Here is a 13624-nt window from a genome sequence, read left to right as displayed (position 1 = left end):
CGGCGCGAAGCGCGCCGAACCACTGCGATGCGCGGGCCGAAGGGTGCGGCCAGAACTCGGATCGCTTTGGCGATCCTCAGACAGGCTGGCCGCCCCGGCGCAGTGCGCCGGGAACCCTTCGGCCCTGTGCTTCTCGTTCGCTCCACACGGGGCCCGAATACAGCAGGTAGCCCATAGCGATGAGTCGATGCGGCTACCAACCGAAATAAAGGCAACTGGCTGCGTTCTTGTCGGCTTACGCTTCGCTAAGCCGACCTACAAAACCGGTGACCTTGAGCGAGCGTTAGCGAGCTTGCCTGTATTGGGCCCCTTAGGCGTAGCGCCGAGCAGCGCGGTCGGCAAGCGGCCTTGTTAATTGCCTAGGGACGGCCGGATGTTTGAGCGCAGCGAGTTTCCGGGCGTCCCGCTTGCCGGCTGCGATGGGAGGGCATCGGCGCGAAGCGCCGGCGCAAGACAGGGTGCCCTTCTCTTGGTTACTTCTCTTGGGGCAAGCAAGAGAAGTAACTCGCACAGCAGTGCGAAACCCCAAGTAGAAATTAACCCGCGTTGTTGATTCAGACGGCGAGCGATTCAAGCTACACGTCGTTCATCACTCACGAGTTTGTCGAACCCATGGTTTCGCGCTGCAGCGCGAAACCCCGAGCCAAAATTCACCCGCACAGTTCATTCAGAAAACGAGCGGTTCAAATTCAAAAGCTACGCGCAATCCACCAACCGCTACGAACCCGCCCCCTCGTCGGCAAACCGCAATGTCTCCCCACAAACACGACACACATAATCGGTGCCCTTCTGGGCACGCTTGTGACGGATGCTGGTGAGAAACGCCGGTTCGTCGCAGCCACATGCATAGCGAAAGCGTTTGAGCTGGCGTACGGGTTCGGCGGGCAGTGTATGACACGGTGCCGGGTCGACGCCGAAGGCGCGCATGAGCGCTTTCCATTCCTTGCCGTGCGGACGGGCACGGCGGCCGTAGAGCCGGTAGATCACCACGTGGGCTACTTCGTGGGGCACGGTTTCGGCGATCATTTCCTGCGGATGCGAGGCTAACAACGCGGCGTTGATCCGAATGCGGCAGTCGCGGCTGCGACGGGCGAAGATCGCCTGGCCGGCGGCCCGGCCCCGCAGATCGAAGGCGACGGCGGGTACCGGCAGCCGCCGCGCGCTGGCGCCGGTGATCTCGCGTGCACGCTCGATCCAGTACACCGTATCTTCGACAACGCGGGTTTGCAGGTCTTCGCCGTCGAGATCGAGACGATGCTGTTGGGCCTGGGCCATACGGCCACCCTCGATGACTGTTGCGAAAGCGGCTCAGGATACCTGTTGGCGATCGCCCTGCGCAGAACGGCGGCGTGGCGGCGCCACGAATTCGAGTACCTGGCGCAGCCCCAGACGCTGGCGACGTACCCAGTCGGCGTCGTCGAGTCGATCGCGCAGGTTGAAGGGAAAGCTCTGGCTCAGTTCGGCCAGGCGGCGATCGACCGCCGCGCGTGCGCCGACCAGGCGATCATGTTCGCTTCGAAGCGCGACGATGTCGTCCGGTAGCCGCGCCGCCGCGGCGTTGGGCTGTGCCCGCGCCAGCAGCTCGCGCAGACGCGCCGCGTCGCCACCCCGATAGGCCCGCACCGCAAGCGACCAAAGCCCCTCGGTATCCGCCGCCGCGGCACGCGGGGCCACCTGGGGATGCAAGGCGGCCAGCAGGGCCCGAAAAATGGCCCGGGCCTGGTCGGATTCCACCGGCGCCAGCGGCGACCAGCCGCTGCGGGGCGCCAGCGCGGCGCCCAGGCGCAGTTCCGGCGCGCTGTCCACGTCGCGACGCAGATCACCGAAAGCAGCCCAGTAGCGCGCCGCCCATTCGGGGCCGTCGTGGAAACGCCAGTCGGCTTCGATGGCCAGTGCCCGTACGAGCGCACGGCGCTCGGCGCGTGCAGCCTCCACCAGCTGGGCATGGGCCGGATGAATCAGTCGTTGGGCCATTGTTTCGCTCATGGGTCGCTCCCCTTGTCCACGTGATGTCGTCAACGTGGGAGAGCTTGCCGGTGGCGGTGGGTCAAACAACGACCCTGGGCTGTATGAATTTACATTAAACGTATTCGGCGTAGTGCGCCGCCGCCGCACGCAGGCGCTCAGCGGCGGCCCGGCGCAGCGATTCCGGCGCGATGATTTCAGCCTCCGGACCGTAGGCGAGCACGTCGGCCAGCAATTCGGCGCTGGCCGAATACGGCACCCGCAGTTCATAGCCGCCATCGTCGAGCGCATGGCCCTGTTGATCGGGATGCCATTGCTCGTCGGCCACCCAGCGTGCGGCCTGGGGCGAAAAGCGGATGACTGCCGTGTTCTCGGGCGTACCCGAAAAAATGCCGTAGCCGCCGCCCAGCTCGGCTTCGAGAGCGTCGCTGTCCATATCGATCGCGGCTTCGTCGAGCGTTTCGGCCGCGCGGATTCGGTCGAGCGAAAAACTGCGCAGGCCGTCGGCATCGTGACACCAGCCGTCCAGATACCAGTTGTCGCGGTAATAGACCAACCGCTGCGGGGAGATGGTGCGCTGGCTTTCGGTATCGCGAGCCCGCCCGTGATAGCGAATCCGCAGCCGTCGACGCATGGCCATGGCGCCGGCGACCTCGGCAAAGGCCGGGCCGGGTCGGCGCGCGCTCGCGCGCAGAATCCGGGTGCGCCGGGCAAGCTCGCCGGTACCCATGGCCCGGCTTTCGAGAATGCGTTCCAGACGCTTACGTACCGGCGCGAGGTCCACCGCCAACAGGCCCGGTTGGACTGTTTCCAGTAGCTGGTCCATGGCCAGTAGCGAGATCAGCTCCGAGGCGTTGAACCACAGCCCGGGCAGCTCGAACTGGGCTTCGGGCGTGCTGCCATCGGCGCTGGCGTAATAGTAGCCGTTGTATTCGCGGTCGTATTCGATGGGCGCATCGAGATAGAGCCGCATATCGCGAATGATGCGCTTGACCGTCGCCGGCGAGCATTCCAGTCGTGCTTCCAGCGTGGCCTTGGGAATGGGCCGGCGCGCGCCAGCCAGCTGCTTGTGCAGGGCGTAGATACGGTCGAAGACATTCATGCGACGAGTTTAGGAAGCTCCGCACAACCTGTCACGGTCGCGCCGGGCCCTTTGCGCGTGATTCACAGACACGTGACAGCGTAGCGTGCCCAAGCCAATAACAAGTTGCACGGTCGCGAATACTGACGCCGATCAAGCGCGCGCAAAGCCCCGGCCGCTCAGCGGTTCGGCCGTACAGACGCCGCGGCGGCGTTGCCAGGCTTGACCTGCCAGCAAGGCAGGCGCTGCGGCAGGGCGCCTTGCCGCATCGTCTGTGAAGACTCGAACGCGATCCGCGAGCGCGTATGCAGCGCTTGCCTGGCGCCTCGTTTCAAACCCGCCCACGAAAAAGGCCGCGCTGAACCCCAGCGCGGCCCCTTTTCCCTGCGCGTTGCGATCAGTCAATCAAGGCGCGGCGCGGCGTGCCTCGAGATTGACGATACGCGTGTCCTGCGCGGCCGGTGTTTCGGCGATATCGAATGCCGTGCCGCCGTTGTCGGGGTTGTAGCGCGATTGCAGATATTCGGCAAAGGCATCCTGCTCGGTGCCGGTGGCGGCGAACATCGCCAGGCCCGGATCGTAATCGGTGCCGATCTGCGAAGCATCGATCACGCCGTCGGTGGTCGGGTCGATATCGACACGCTGCGGATCGGACAAATTCTTCAACGGATAGGCATCGCCGCAATCATTGCTGCCGGCATCGTAGTTGTCGCCCGGCACACAAGCTGCGGTGAAGGCGAGCAACACCATACGAATCTCGCGGCTGGCGTCGCCCTGGAGGACGCCGTTGGTCACCAGCGTATCGGTGGTATCGCCGTTGGCATCGATGAGCTCGAGGCTGCGGATACGGTTACCGGTGGTGGCCGTACCCAGATTCATCTGCCCGCCGGTACGCGCGGTTTCGTCCACATCGAAGGCGATACGCATACCGCCAATCTGCGGGAACTGGCCGGGCGTAGCCCCATCGGTGGTGGCGGCCACGGCATGTTCCATGATGTCGCGCAGCTCCGCCGCGGTCACGCTGATGATCGTCAGACTGTTGTTGAAGCGCAGCGCGCCGGCAATATCGAACTGCGACACGCCCCCTTCCGGCTTGCCGATGGATTCATTGGCCTGCGGCGGGCGCAGTTCGGCTTCACCGGTACCGCCGGGCGGGACAACCGACTGACCGATGGCGTCGCGGATACCACCACCATTCTTGAGCGACACCTGCACGCCCGGCTCGACGAGGCGCGCGTAGTAGAGATTGGCATCGGCGGTAAGGTCGCCAAGGTTCGTCTCCTCGGTACGCACCTGCGTGCGGCGCCCGTCGAGATAGACATCGGTAATGCCCTGGACATTGCCGTCCTGCTCGGCGAGCACGTTCTGCAGCGCGGACTGTACGGCCAGTACATCCGAGTCGGCCTGGGTATTCAGGCCACGGGTGGCCAGTTGCTCGACGATGGCATCGGTGCTGGCCCAGGCGCCGTTGGCGACCGGGTCCAGTGAATCGGTCAGCAGCACGCCATTGGCATCGAAATCGACCACGAGACGGCCAAGGTATTTGTAATCGCCGTCGACGTTGACCACCAGCGTGGGCGTCTCATCCGGGCCCGCGAAGGCCAGCGGATAGGTGTCAGCCGCGCTGTCGCCGTCGCGCAGGACGTCGTTGCTGTCGGCCAGCAGCGTGTTCGAGCCGCCGGCGATGATGATATCGACATCGTTCAAACGGGTGGCCAGGGCTTTTTCGATCGCGATCTGCTGCATATGGGAAACCAGCACGATCTTGTCGATGCCCTGGGCGACGAGCGCGTCCACGCCGGGCTGGATCGCTGCCGCCAGCGCGTCGTAGCCGGCATCGTCCATGGCAAACCCGTCCGGCGACATATCGATTCCGCCGGTCGAGGTGATGCTCGCCAGAAGCGGCGTGGTCGCACCGACCACGCCGATGGTTTCGCCGCCGACCTTCACCGTGGTCGAGCCTGCCACACGCCCGGCCACCTGGGCCGAGGGCTGGCCATTCTCGGCGACTAGGGCCGACAGATTGCTGTCGCCCGAAAAATCGGCATTGAAGGACAGATACGGGAAGGCGGCGCCGGCATAGCCATCGCTCTCGCCGTCACCCGCGACCAAACCGGCAAAGGCCGACGTGCCGGCATCCAGATCATGATTGCCCAGTGCCGAGGCGGACGTGCCGAAACGGTTCACGAACACGATATCGGCGCGGCCATTGCCGGCGGCGCCCAGCGCTTCGGGCACGTCTTCATCGGCCAGCGCGCCCGCAGCGAAAAATCGCGGTCCCGGAATGAAGTTATCGCCCGACGACAGCACGAGCGTATTGTTCGCGAGCGTATCGACAATGGCGAACGCGTTGACCAGACTGGAAAAGTTGGAGACGTAATCAAGCGCCGCGGTGGAGCCGTCCATATCCGCGAAATGCAATAGCTGAAGACGATAGGCGGCCGTTTGCTGGCCATCACCGTTATTGTTGTCGTCGTTGTCGTTGGAATCGCTGTCGGAACAGCCGGCAATCGCCGCGGTCAGACAGAGTGTCAGCAGCAGTCGTCGCCAGACGGATCGCGTCTTGTTCATGGGTCCCCCGGGAAGTGTCGGTTAAAGTCGACGCGCAGGCTAGCGGGGGCATAAGGCGGCACGATGACAATTCACTGACAGACCCGTGACGGTTGCAACGCCTCAACCGCCACGGCCAGACTGGCGTATAACTCGACTTTGGTCGCAGCTTAAGGATTCCATGATCCGACTCCACGAAACCGTCCGTGTCGCGCGCAGCCCCGCCGACTGCTATCGCTATCTGGCTGATTTCTCCACCTGCGAGCAATGGGACCCGGGTGTCTATCGCGCCCGCAAGCGCACCCCGGGGGCACCCGCCGTGGGTAGCGAATTCGACGTGACCGTGCAGATGTTTGGCCGGCGTACCACGCTGACCTATCGGATCACCGAACTCGCCCCCGACCAACATATCGCGCTGGAAATGCGGGGCCCGGGTCTTACATCGGTCGAAACCATTCGTTTCGAAGAGAGCCCCGCCGGCGATACGACGATCGACTATCGCGCGGATTTTTCGCTCTCGGGCGTCCTGCGGGTCAGCGAACTCGCGCTCAAGCCCGTATTCAAGCGCATGGGGCGCAAGGCAGTGGCCGGGCTTGCCAGTGCGCTGACGATTGATACCGAAGCCCCGCGCCAGGGTTGGGTGAGCTATGCGGCCGATCGCAGCCTGTTGCTGGCCGCTCCGGCGTTTACCGAACGCGGCTATCTCGCGCTTGACGACAAGGCCCATAGCGAATTCATGGACGAACGCGTGGCCGTGGTCACCGGTGCGACCAGCGGCATTGGCGAAGCGATCGCTGCCGAATATGCGCGCCTGGGCGCGACCGTGGTGCTGGTGGGCCGGGATACCGGCAAGCTCGCGGCATCGCGCAAGCATGTACACGACTTCGCCGGCCAGGCGATAGAACGTATTCATACCGAACAGGCCGACCTGCTCGATGTCGCGGCCACGCGCGCGCTCGGCGAGCGGCTGACCGCGCGTTTTCCGAAAATCGATGTGCTGGTCAATAACGCCGGCGCCCTATTCCACGAACATGCACTGACCGGCGACGGCTTCGAGCGCAGCCTGGCGATCAATCTGGTCGCGCCGTTCGTGCTCACCGAAACGCTGTTGCCAGCGCTCGCTGCGGCTAAGGCGCGGGTGATCAATATGTCCAGCGGCGGCATGTATCTGCAGCCGCTGGTGCTCGACGACCTGAATTTCGAGAACGAAACCTTTAGCGGTAACAAGGCCTATGCCCGTGCCAAACGCGGCCTCGTCGCCCTGACCCGCCACTGGGCACGCCGCTACGGCGATGCAGGCTTGCACTTCAATGCGATGCACCCGGGCTGGGTGGCCACGCCCGGGGTGACCGAATCGCTGCCGGGCTTCGACAAGGTCATGGGGCGCGTGCTGCGCGATGCGCGCATGGGCGCCGATACCGCCGTGTGGCTGGGTTCGGCCCGCGCGGCGCGTAATTGCCAGGGCCAGTTCTTTCTCGATCGAACCCCCCATCCCACCGCCGTATTGCCGAATACGGCGGTACGCCCGAGCGAAGCGCAAACGCTTTATGGCTGGCTGCGCAACGAAACGGGCATCGAGGTTCACGGTGTCGGATAAGCGCGAACAACGTACCCGGCGTCGGCGCATTCTCGGCGCCGGCATGCGCAGCCTCGGTCGTGGCGTGCTCCAGACCATGCCCGGCTACGATCGCGCCAAGAGCTGGCAGAAAACCGGCCAGGACTGGTTCGACACCCTCGGCGGGCTCAAGGGCGCAGCCATGAAGCTGGGCCAGATCGCGTCCCAGTATCGCGATTTTCTGCCGGAACCGCTGGTCGAACAGCTCTCGCGCCTGCAACGCAACGCCGAACCCTGGGCATTCGAACGGCTCGAACCCGTGCTCGATGAAGCCTGGAACGACGAACAACGCGCGCTGATCGCCGAGATCGATGAACAAGCCATGGCCGCGGCCTCCATCGGCCAGGTGCATCGTGCACGGCTGGTGGACGGGCGTGAAGTAGTGGTCAAGATCCGCTACCCCGGCGTGGCCGACGCCGTGGATGCCGATATCGACAATCTCGGCCGCCTGCTCAAGCTGTCGCGTTTTCTACCGATCCGTGGCAGCGATATCGATGCCGTGCTCGATGAACTGCGCGAACGCTTCATCGAGGAAACCAACTACGTACAGGAGCTTGCCCACCTGCAGACGTTGCGGGCGATCGAGCTGCCCGGCTTCGTACTGCCCGAGCCGGTGCCCGAGCTATGCACCGATGCGGTATTGGTGACCACCTATGTCGATGCACGGCCCGTCGACGAGGCCTCGCCCGAACGCGGTCATGCCATCGTCCAGGCGATCAACCTGCAGGTGTTTACCCACGGCATCCTGCATGCCGATCCGCATCCCGGTAATTTCGGGGTGACCGCGGACGGCTCCATTGCCCTGTTCGATTTCGGCTGTGCGAAAACGCTGGATATCGACACCCGCCGCGGACTGCGCGACGTCGTGGCCGCCGCCCTCGACGGCCGCTGGCAGGATCTGCATCACGCGCTGGAACGCCTGGGCGTGGTGCCACCCGACAGCTGGGCACAGCACGGCGAAACCTATGCCCAGATCTATGCCAGCCACGCCACCGCATCGCTGGAACCCATTCGCCACCAATCGCCCTATGTGTTTACCGACGACGGGCTGATCGAATCCATACGCGCCGAAGTGCGTGCATCGCTACGCCACTGGAAACTGTTCAATGCCGCCCCGCAGCTGGTGTTCTTGATGCGCACGCTCAGCGGGCTGTACTGGATATTGCGTAATATCCACGCCGAAGCCGATCTGCATGCCGAGTTGCAAAAGATCGCGGCGGGCGACTACGATCCGCCGCCTGTCAACGAGCCGCCGGCCTGAGCGATTCAGGCGGTCCGATCACGCCACGGGTTCCCTCACCCCGTCACGAAAAAGGAAAAGCAGGCATGTCGTTATCATTATCAGCGGCGCAGTGGCGCCGGATCGTGATCGTACTCGCGGGGCTGCATGTGCTGGTCATCGCCGCGAGCAACTATCTGGTGCAGCTGCCATTCACGCTGTTGGGCTGGCATACGACCTGGGGCGCGTTCAGTTTTCCGTTCATCTTCCTGGTCAGCGATCTGACCGTGCGTCTGCTCGGCGCGCCCACGGCGCGGCGCGTGGTGGCCGCGGCCATGGGCCCGGCACTGGTCGTGTCGTATCTGTTGTCCGTGCTCTATGTGGATGGGCGCTTCGCCGGTGTCGAGGCGCTCGGCGAATTCAATACGCTGGTCGCGCGCATCGCACTGGCGAGCTTTTGTGCCTATCTGTTCGGCCAGTTGCTGGATATTGGCGTATTTCAACGCCTGCGGGCGCTACGCCAATGGTGGGTTGCACCCACGGCCTCGACCGTATTCGGCAACGCGCTGGATACGCTGCTGTTTTTCTCGATCGCATTCGCGGGTTCGTCGAATGCGTTCATGGCCGAGCACTGGCTGGAAATCGCCTGTGTGGATTATGCGTTCAAGCTGCTGATCAGCCTGTGTCTGTTCCTGCCGCTCTACGGCGCATTACTGGCCGTGCTGTCGCGTTATCTGCTCACGGCAACGGCCAATGCCGCGACCGCCACGACGCAGCGACAGACGCACGCAGGAAGCTATAGCCGCTAGCCCGCGGGCCCTGCCCCGAAGGGCCACGTGCTATAAGTATGTGCAGACCCACAACACGTCCGGCATGGGGCACACAACAAACGGTTTGTCGGGGGAGAAACGCCATGTTCAATCGCAATCGCGTGTTGGCTGTCTGGCTGGCGATAGGGGTCCTGGTCGGCGGCGCGGCCATCGCGGCCCATGCCCAGTCGGCGATCGTAAACACGCACAAACCGTTCACGCTGAAGGTTCGCTACGGCAATAACGCCGATCCGGCGGCCACCGTCACGGGTGGATCCAAGCCACGACGTATCGAGACCACCGTGGCCGAACTCGATAGCGGACATATAGAAACCCGCGACGCCGTACTCGATTACTGGTTCGACGCGACTGGCGATTCCGGTGATATGGCCTTGTCGGTCGACTTTACCTATGCCATCGCCCAGGGCCAGCTCCATGCCCAGACACGACTGCTCATGCGCGCGGGCGAGTGGAAGCGCGTCGCCGTGAATACCGACTCGGATACCGGCACCGACGCCGTATTCGTGCGCGTGGATCGCAATTAATCGAACCGACCAGGGCGTGCGCGTTCAGAGACTTAGCGCCCCGCATCCGGGAATGAAAATAATTTAATGCAGTCCTGACGGAAACTTCAGGAAAGTGCTACGGTCTTAGTCAGGCCGAGGGCGGATGCTTCGAGTGTCGAAGCGTTCGTATGGGACCCTTAGCTAGGGTTCAACAATGGATAAAGCGGATCGCGCCGGTTTTGCGGCGTTTTTCGTGGCCTGTCTCTTTCTCGCCTTTCTCGGCGGTACGCTGGTCGTGCTCGCCAAGGTGTTTCCTTACGAATGGCTCAATGACGCCTACAAGGCCGGTCATGCGCTTATCGTTCAGGACTCGATCCACGACCGGTACACACAGACCGACCAGTGGCGTAGCGCACGTACCGACAAGCGCGGCGTCACCATCAACGACCCCGCGCGTGCCTATAACGGCTATACGCTGTATACCTCGGGCGGCGCGCCCTATGCGTCGCTGGTGGATATGGACGGCAACGAAGTCCATCGCTGGCAGCTGGACTACAGCAAGCTCTGGGACACCGCGCCGGACGGGCGCGGCGCGCGCGATGACGCGCTCATGTACTGGCGCAAGGCCATCATGTACCCCAATGGCGATCTGCTGGCGATCTATATCGCTGCCGGCGATACGCCCTGGGGCTATGGCCTGGTCAAGCTCGATGCCGATTCCAATGTCCTGTGGAAATACCACGGCGCGACCCATCACGATATCGATATCGCCCCGGACGGGCGCGTGCTCGTGCTCACCCACGCCTTCAGCGAAAAGCGCTTCGAGAATTTCCCGGCGCTGGCCAAGCCGTTTCTCGACGATTACGTGGTGGTGCTCGACGGCAACACAGGCGAAGAACAGGCCAAGATCCCGCTGTTCGAGGCGTTTTACGAGTCGCGCTATCAGCCGCTGCTGACCAATATCGCCCATTTCGCCCTCGAAGACCCGCTGCATACCAACAGCGTGCAGTTCATCGATGACGAACTGGCGAAGAACTTCGCCCCGGCCAAGGGCCGTGGCAACCAGGTGCTGGTGTCGTTTCGACATCCGGGTACGCCGGCGCTGATCGATCTGAATACCGGGCAGCTGACCTGGGCGATGGCCGGCTCCTGGCTGGGCCAGCATTTCGCCCGCGTACTGCCCAACGGCCACTTCACCCTGTTCGACAACTACGGCCATTTCCAGGCCGACAACATGACCCGGGCGCTCGAAGTCGACCCGGAAAACGAACAGATCGTGTGGCGCTACGAGGGCAATGCCGAGCATCCCTTCGCCAGCCGCCTGCGCGGCGCGATGACGACCCTGCCCAACGGCAATCGTCTGATCACCGAGTCCGACGGCGGCCGACTGTTCGAAGTCGCGCCCAACGGCGACATCGTGTGGGAGTTCATCAATCCGGTACGCGGGGGCGACCAGAACCAGTACATCCCGGTCGTCTCCTCCGGTCAGCGGCTGCGCGCCGAAGATCTGGAGCCGGCTTTTCGCGAAAGCATCCAAACGCCCTAGGAGGTCTGTCATGGATAAACACGAAACCCGTATCCCAACCGCACCGCTGCTGCGCTCGAGCCTGGCGCTAGCGCTCATGCTCGCCCCGTTCGCCGCCGCCCAGGCCTATGTCGGGCCCGGCGCGGGCCTGAGTCTGCTGGGCGCGCTCTGGGGCGTAGTCGCCGCCATCGGTGCCGCTTTGCTGTTCGTCGTGTTGTGGCCGATACGGCGCATGCGCCGGCGCAAGAAAGCCGAGGCCGCGGCCCGCAGCGAACAGGCCACCGCGTCGACGCACGGCAACGAAGCCGGCAACGGCCCGGGCCGCTCTTAGCCATCGCGATGGCCCGGCCGCGCGAATGCGGTCGGGCCATGACGAAAAGGACAGCACATGGGTCTATTCGATCTACCGGCACCGTTGTTCAACAGCCTGGATGCAGCCATGGCGGGCTTTATGCCCGCCGCCCTGCGTCTGGCGATCTGGGCCGTTCTGGGCTCGGTGCTGACCATGTTTTTGTACAAGCTGTGTTCGCCGCAGGCACGCATCGGCCAGGCCAAGCGCGACGCCAAGGCGGCACGTCAGCGCCTGAACGCATTCGACGGCGATTTCGCCGACGCCGGGCCCTTGATCAAGAAGCAGTTCACGACCGCGTTCCGCCATGTCGGGCTCGTCGTGCCGGGCACGCTACTGGCGATTCTGCCGTTACTGGCCCTGTTGCTCTGGGCCGAAACCCATTACGGCCATACCCTGCCCGCGCCTGGCGAGGCACCGACGATCACGACTGTTCCCGAGGGCGTGGCCACGCACTGGGACGACCGCACCCAGCCGGCGAAACTCAGCGTCGGCGACGCGGGCGCGCCGATCGCGCAATTCGATATGACCGCGCCGGTGGGCATCGTCACCAAACAGCCCTGGTGGCACTGGCTGGCCGAGAACCCCCTGGGCTATCTGCCCGAGGACGCGCCGGTCGAACAGATTCGTATCGATCTGCCCGTATTGGAGGTCATCCCCTTCGGTCCGGCCTGGATGCATTCCTGGCTGTTCGTATTCATTCCCGTGATGTTCATCGTCTCACTCGCGATCTACAAATGGGCAAAAATCGAATGAGCACGATCCCACAGACAAACGACACGGCGCGCACCGCGCGCTCGCAGCCCAGCGAAGCCGCCATTGCCGGCTTTGCCGTGCCCACCTGGATGCACCGCGTGGGCGGCTGGCAACATCGGCATCCGCGTGCCGCCATCAAGCTGGGCAATTTCGATACCCGCATGGCCGCCGAGGCGATCGAGGACATCACGATCGTGGCACCCATCTATGTCGCCGGGCTGGCGCGTTCGGGCACGACCATTCTGCTCGAATTGCTGGCCGAGCACCCGCAGGTGGCCACCCACCGCTACCGCGACTTCCCGCCGGTGTTCACGCCCTGGCTGTGGGATCGCTGGCTGGCACGGGTACCGCAGAACGCCGAAACGGCCACCGAACGCGCGCATGGCGACGGCATCGCGGTGACCTCACAAAGTCCGGAAGCCTTCGAGGAAGTGCTGTGGATGGCGTTTTTCGAGCATATCCACGATAGCGCGCATAGCAGCGTGCTCGATGCCGACACCCGCAATCCCGAGTTCGAACAGTTCTATCGCGACCATATTCGCAAGCTACTGGCGATTCGCGGGCGTACGCGTTATGCCGCCAAGGGCAATTACAACCTGATGCGACTGCAGTATCTGCAATCGATTTTTGCCGATGCACGCTTTGTGCTGCCGATACGCGACCCGGTCTGGCATATCGCCTCGCTGATGAAACAGCAGACCCTGTTCGAAGCCGGCGAAACCGCGCATCCGCGTGCGCTGGAACATATGCGACGTGTCGGCCATTTCGAGTTCGGCCTCGACCGACGCCCGATCCATACCGGCGACGACGACACGATCGACCATATCCGTCAGCTCTGGGCCGACGGTGAGGAAGTCGAGGGCTGGGCGCGCTACTGGGCGATGATCTATGCCGATGTCGATGCACGCCTTGCGCGCGATCCACAACTCGCAGACGCGGCGCTGGTCATTCGCTATGAAGATTTATGTGGCGATTCGCGCGCCGTGCTCGAACGGTTCTATGCGCATTGCGGGCTGGATATCGACAACAGCACGTTCGAACGCGCGGCCGAGCGCCTGCGCCTGCCGGGCTATTACAAACCGGCCTTCAGCGATGCCGAATTGCGCCTGATTCACGATATAACCGGCCCGGTTGCCGCGCGTTACGGCTATCGCTGACCCGCGCGGGCATCAACCGCGGACATAAAAAAGGTTCATCGCACATTACCGGGAAATGCGTCTCGGATCTTGAGGAAGAAGTAGGCGCTGTC

At 63.7% G+C, this 13624-nt stretch carries 12 protein-coding genes; 8 read left to right on the top strand and 4 right to left on the bottom strand.

Annotation, left to right across the window (positions count from 1 at the left end; translation table 11 throughout):
* Positions 1–717 precede the first annotated feature (717 nt).
* The 4 genes from S4A8_RS17120 to S4A8_RS17105 all read right to left on the bottom strand — a co-directional run bounded on the left by S4A8_RS17120 (position 718) and on the right by S4A8_RS17105 (position 5617).
* Positions 718–1275: a SprT family zinc-dependent metalloprotease gene (locus S4A8_RS17120; protein WP_353221065.1), complete on the bottom strand. Its 558-nt coding sequence runs from the start codon at positions 1273–1275 to the stop codon at positions 718–720.
* A 33-nt stretch (positions 1276–1308) separates the two neighbouring features.
* Positions 1309–1986 carry a hypothetical protein gene (locus tag S4A8_RS17115; RefSeq protein WP_353221064.1) on the bottom strand — a complete coding sequence of 226 codons (678 nt, stop codon included), beginning with the start codon at positions 1984–1986 and terminating at the stop codon, positions 1309–1311.
* Between the two features lie 94 nt (positions 1987–2080).
* Positions 2081–3067: a helix-turn-helix transcriptional regulator gene (locus S4A8_RS17110; RefSeq protein ID WP_353221063.1), complete on the bottom strand. Its 987-nt coding sequence runs from the start codon at positions 3065–3067 to the stop codon at positions 2081–2083.
* A gap of 384 nt (positions 3068–3451) precedes the next feature.
* Positions 3452–5617, bottom strand: coding sequence for a bifunctional metallophosphatase/5'-nucleotidase (locus S4A8_RS17105; protein ID WP_353221062.1), 2166 nt, complete (start codon positions 5615–5617; stop codon positions 3452–3454).
* Between the two features lie 160 nt (positions 5618–5777).
* Here S4A8_RS17105 and S4A8_RS17100 point away from each other — a divergent pair, with 160 nt between their 5' ends.
* The 8 genes from S4A8_RS17100 to S4A8_RS17065 all read left to right on the top strand — a co-directional run bounded on the left by S4A8_RS17100 (position 5778) and on the right by S4A8_RS17065 (position 13532).
* Positions 5778–7193 (top strand): SDR family NAD(P)-dependent oxidoreductase, encoded by a 1416-nt coding sequence (locus tag S4A8_RS17100; protein WP_353221061.1) that lies wholly within the window; start codon positions 5778–5780, stop codon positions 7191–7193.
* On the top strand, positions 7183–8472 hold the full coding sequence (locus S4A8_RS17095) for an ABC1 kinase family protein (RefSeq protein ID WP_353221060.1): 1290 nt from the start codon (positions 7183–7185) through the stop codon (positions 8470–8472). The genes S4A8_RS17100 and S4A8_RS17095 overlap by 11 nt, the downstream gene beginning before the upstream one ends.
* 65 nt (positions 8473–8537) lie before the next feature.
* Positions 8538–9239: a 7-cyano-7-deazaguanine/7-aminomethyl-7-deazaguanine transporter gene (locus tag S4A8_RS17090; RefSeq protein ID WP_353221059.1), complete on the top strand. Its 702-nt coding sequence runs from the start codon at positions 8538–8540 to the stop codon at positions 9237–9239.
* Between the two features lie 104 nt (positions 9240–9343).
* Positions 9344–9784, top strand: a complete 441-nt coding sequence (locus S4A8_RS17085; protein ID WP_353221058.1) for a hypothetical protein — start codon at positions 9344–9346, stop codon at positions 9782–9784.
* Between the two features lie 175 nt (positions 9785–9959).
* Positions 9960–11291, top strand: coding sequence for an arylsulfotransferase family protein (locus S4A8_RS17080; protein WP_353221057.1), 1332 nt, complete (start codon positions 9960–9962; stop codon positions 11289–11291).
* A gap of 10 nt (positions 11292–11301) precedes the next feature.
* Positions 11302–11601: a hypothetical protein gene (locus S4A8_RS17075; RefSeq protein ID WP_353221056.1), complete on the top strand. Its 300-nt coding sequence runs from the start codon at positions 11302–11304 to the stop codon at positions 11599–11601.
* A 57-nt stretch (positions 11602–11658) separates the two neighbouring features.
* Entirely contained in the window at positions 11659–12375 is a 717-nt protein-coding gene (locus tag S4A8_RS17070) for a hypothetical protein (protein WP_353221055.1), read from the top strand.
* On the top strand, positions 12372–13532 hold the full coding sequence (locus S4A8_RS17065; RefSeq protein ID WP_353221054.1) for a sulfotransferase: 1161 nt from the start codon (positions 12372–12374) through the stop codon (positions 13530–13532). Before S4A8_RS17070 ends, S4A8_RS17065 begins: the two co-directional genes overlap by 4 nt.
* Positions 13533–13624: the final 92 nt, after the last annotated feature.

The sequence above is a fragment of the Salinisphaera sp. S4-8 genome, assembly GCF_040361235.1.
Taxonomy (GTDB): Bacteria; Pseudomonadota; Gammaproteobacteria; order Nevskiales; family Salinisphaeraceae; genus Salinisphaera.
This window is presented reverse-complemented; position numbering and strand designations above follow the sequence as displayed.

Excerpts from the sequence above, each read along its gene's own strand:
- S4A8_RS17120 (WP_353221065.1), bottom strand. The coding sequence starts at position 1,275 with ATGGCCCAGGCCCAACAGCATCGTCTCGATCTCGACGGCGAAGACCTG.
- S4A8_RS17115 (WP_353221064.1), bottom strand. The coding sequence starts at position 1,986 with ATGAGCGAAACAATGGCCCAACGACTGATTCATCCGGCCCATGCCCAG.
- S4A8_RS17110 (WP_353221063.1), bottom strand. The coding sequence starts at position 3,067 with ATGAATGTCTTCGACCGTATCTACGCCCTGCACAAGCAGCTGGCTGGC.
- S4A8_RS17105 (WP_353221062.1), bottom strand. The coding sequence starts at position 5,617 with ATGAACAAGACGCGATCCGTCTGGCGACGACTGCTGCTGACACTCTGT.
- S4A8_RS17100 (WP_353221061.1), top strand. The coding sequence starts at position 5,778 with ATGATCCGACTCCACGAAACCGTCCGTGTCGCGCGCAGCCCCGCCGAC.
- S4A8_RS17090 (WP_353221059.1), top strand. The coding sequence starts at position 8,538 with ATGTCGTTATCATTATCAGCGGCGCAGTGGCGCCGGATCGTGATCGTA.
- S4A8_RS17085 (WP_353221058.1), top strand. The coding sequence starts at position 9,344 with ATGTTCAATCGCAATCGCGTGTTGGCTGTCTGGCTGGCGATAGGGGTC.
- S4A8_RS17080 (WP_353221057.1), top strand. The coding sequence starts at position 9,960 with ATGGATAAAGCGGATCGCGCCGGTTTTGCGGCGTTTTTCGTGGCCTGT.
- S4A8_RS17075 (WP_353221056.1), top strand. The coding sequence starts at position 11,302 with ATGGATAAACACGAAACCCGTATCCCAACCGCACCGCTGCTGCGCTCG.
- S4A8_RS17070 (WP_353221055.1), top strand. The coding sequence starts at position 11,659 with ATGGGTCTATTCGATCTACCGGCACCGTTGTTCAACAGCCTGGATGCA.
- S4A8_RS17065 (WP_353221054.1), top strand. The coding sequence starts at position 12,372 with ATGAGCACGATCCCACAGACAAACGACACGGCGCGCACCGCGCGCTCG.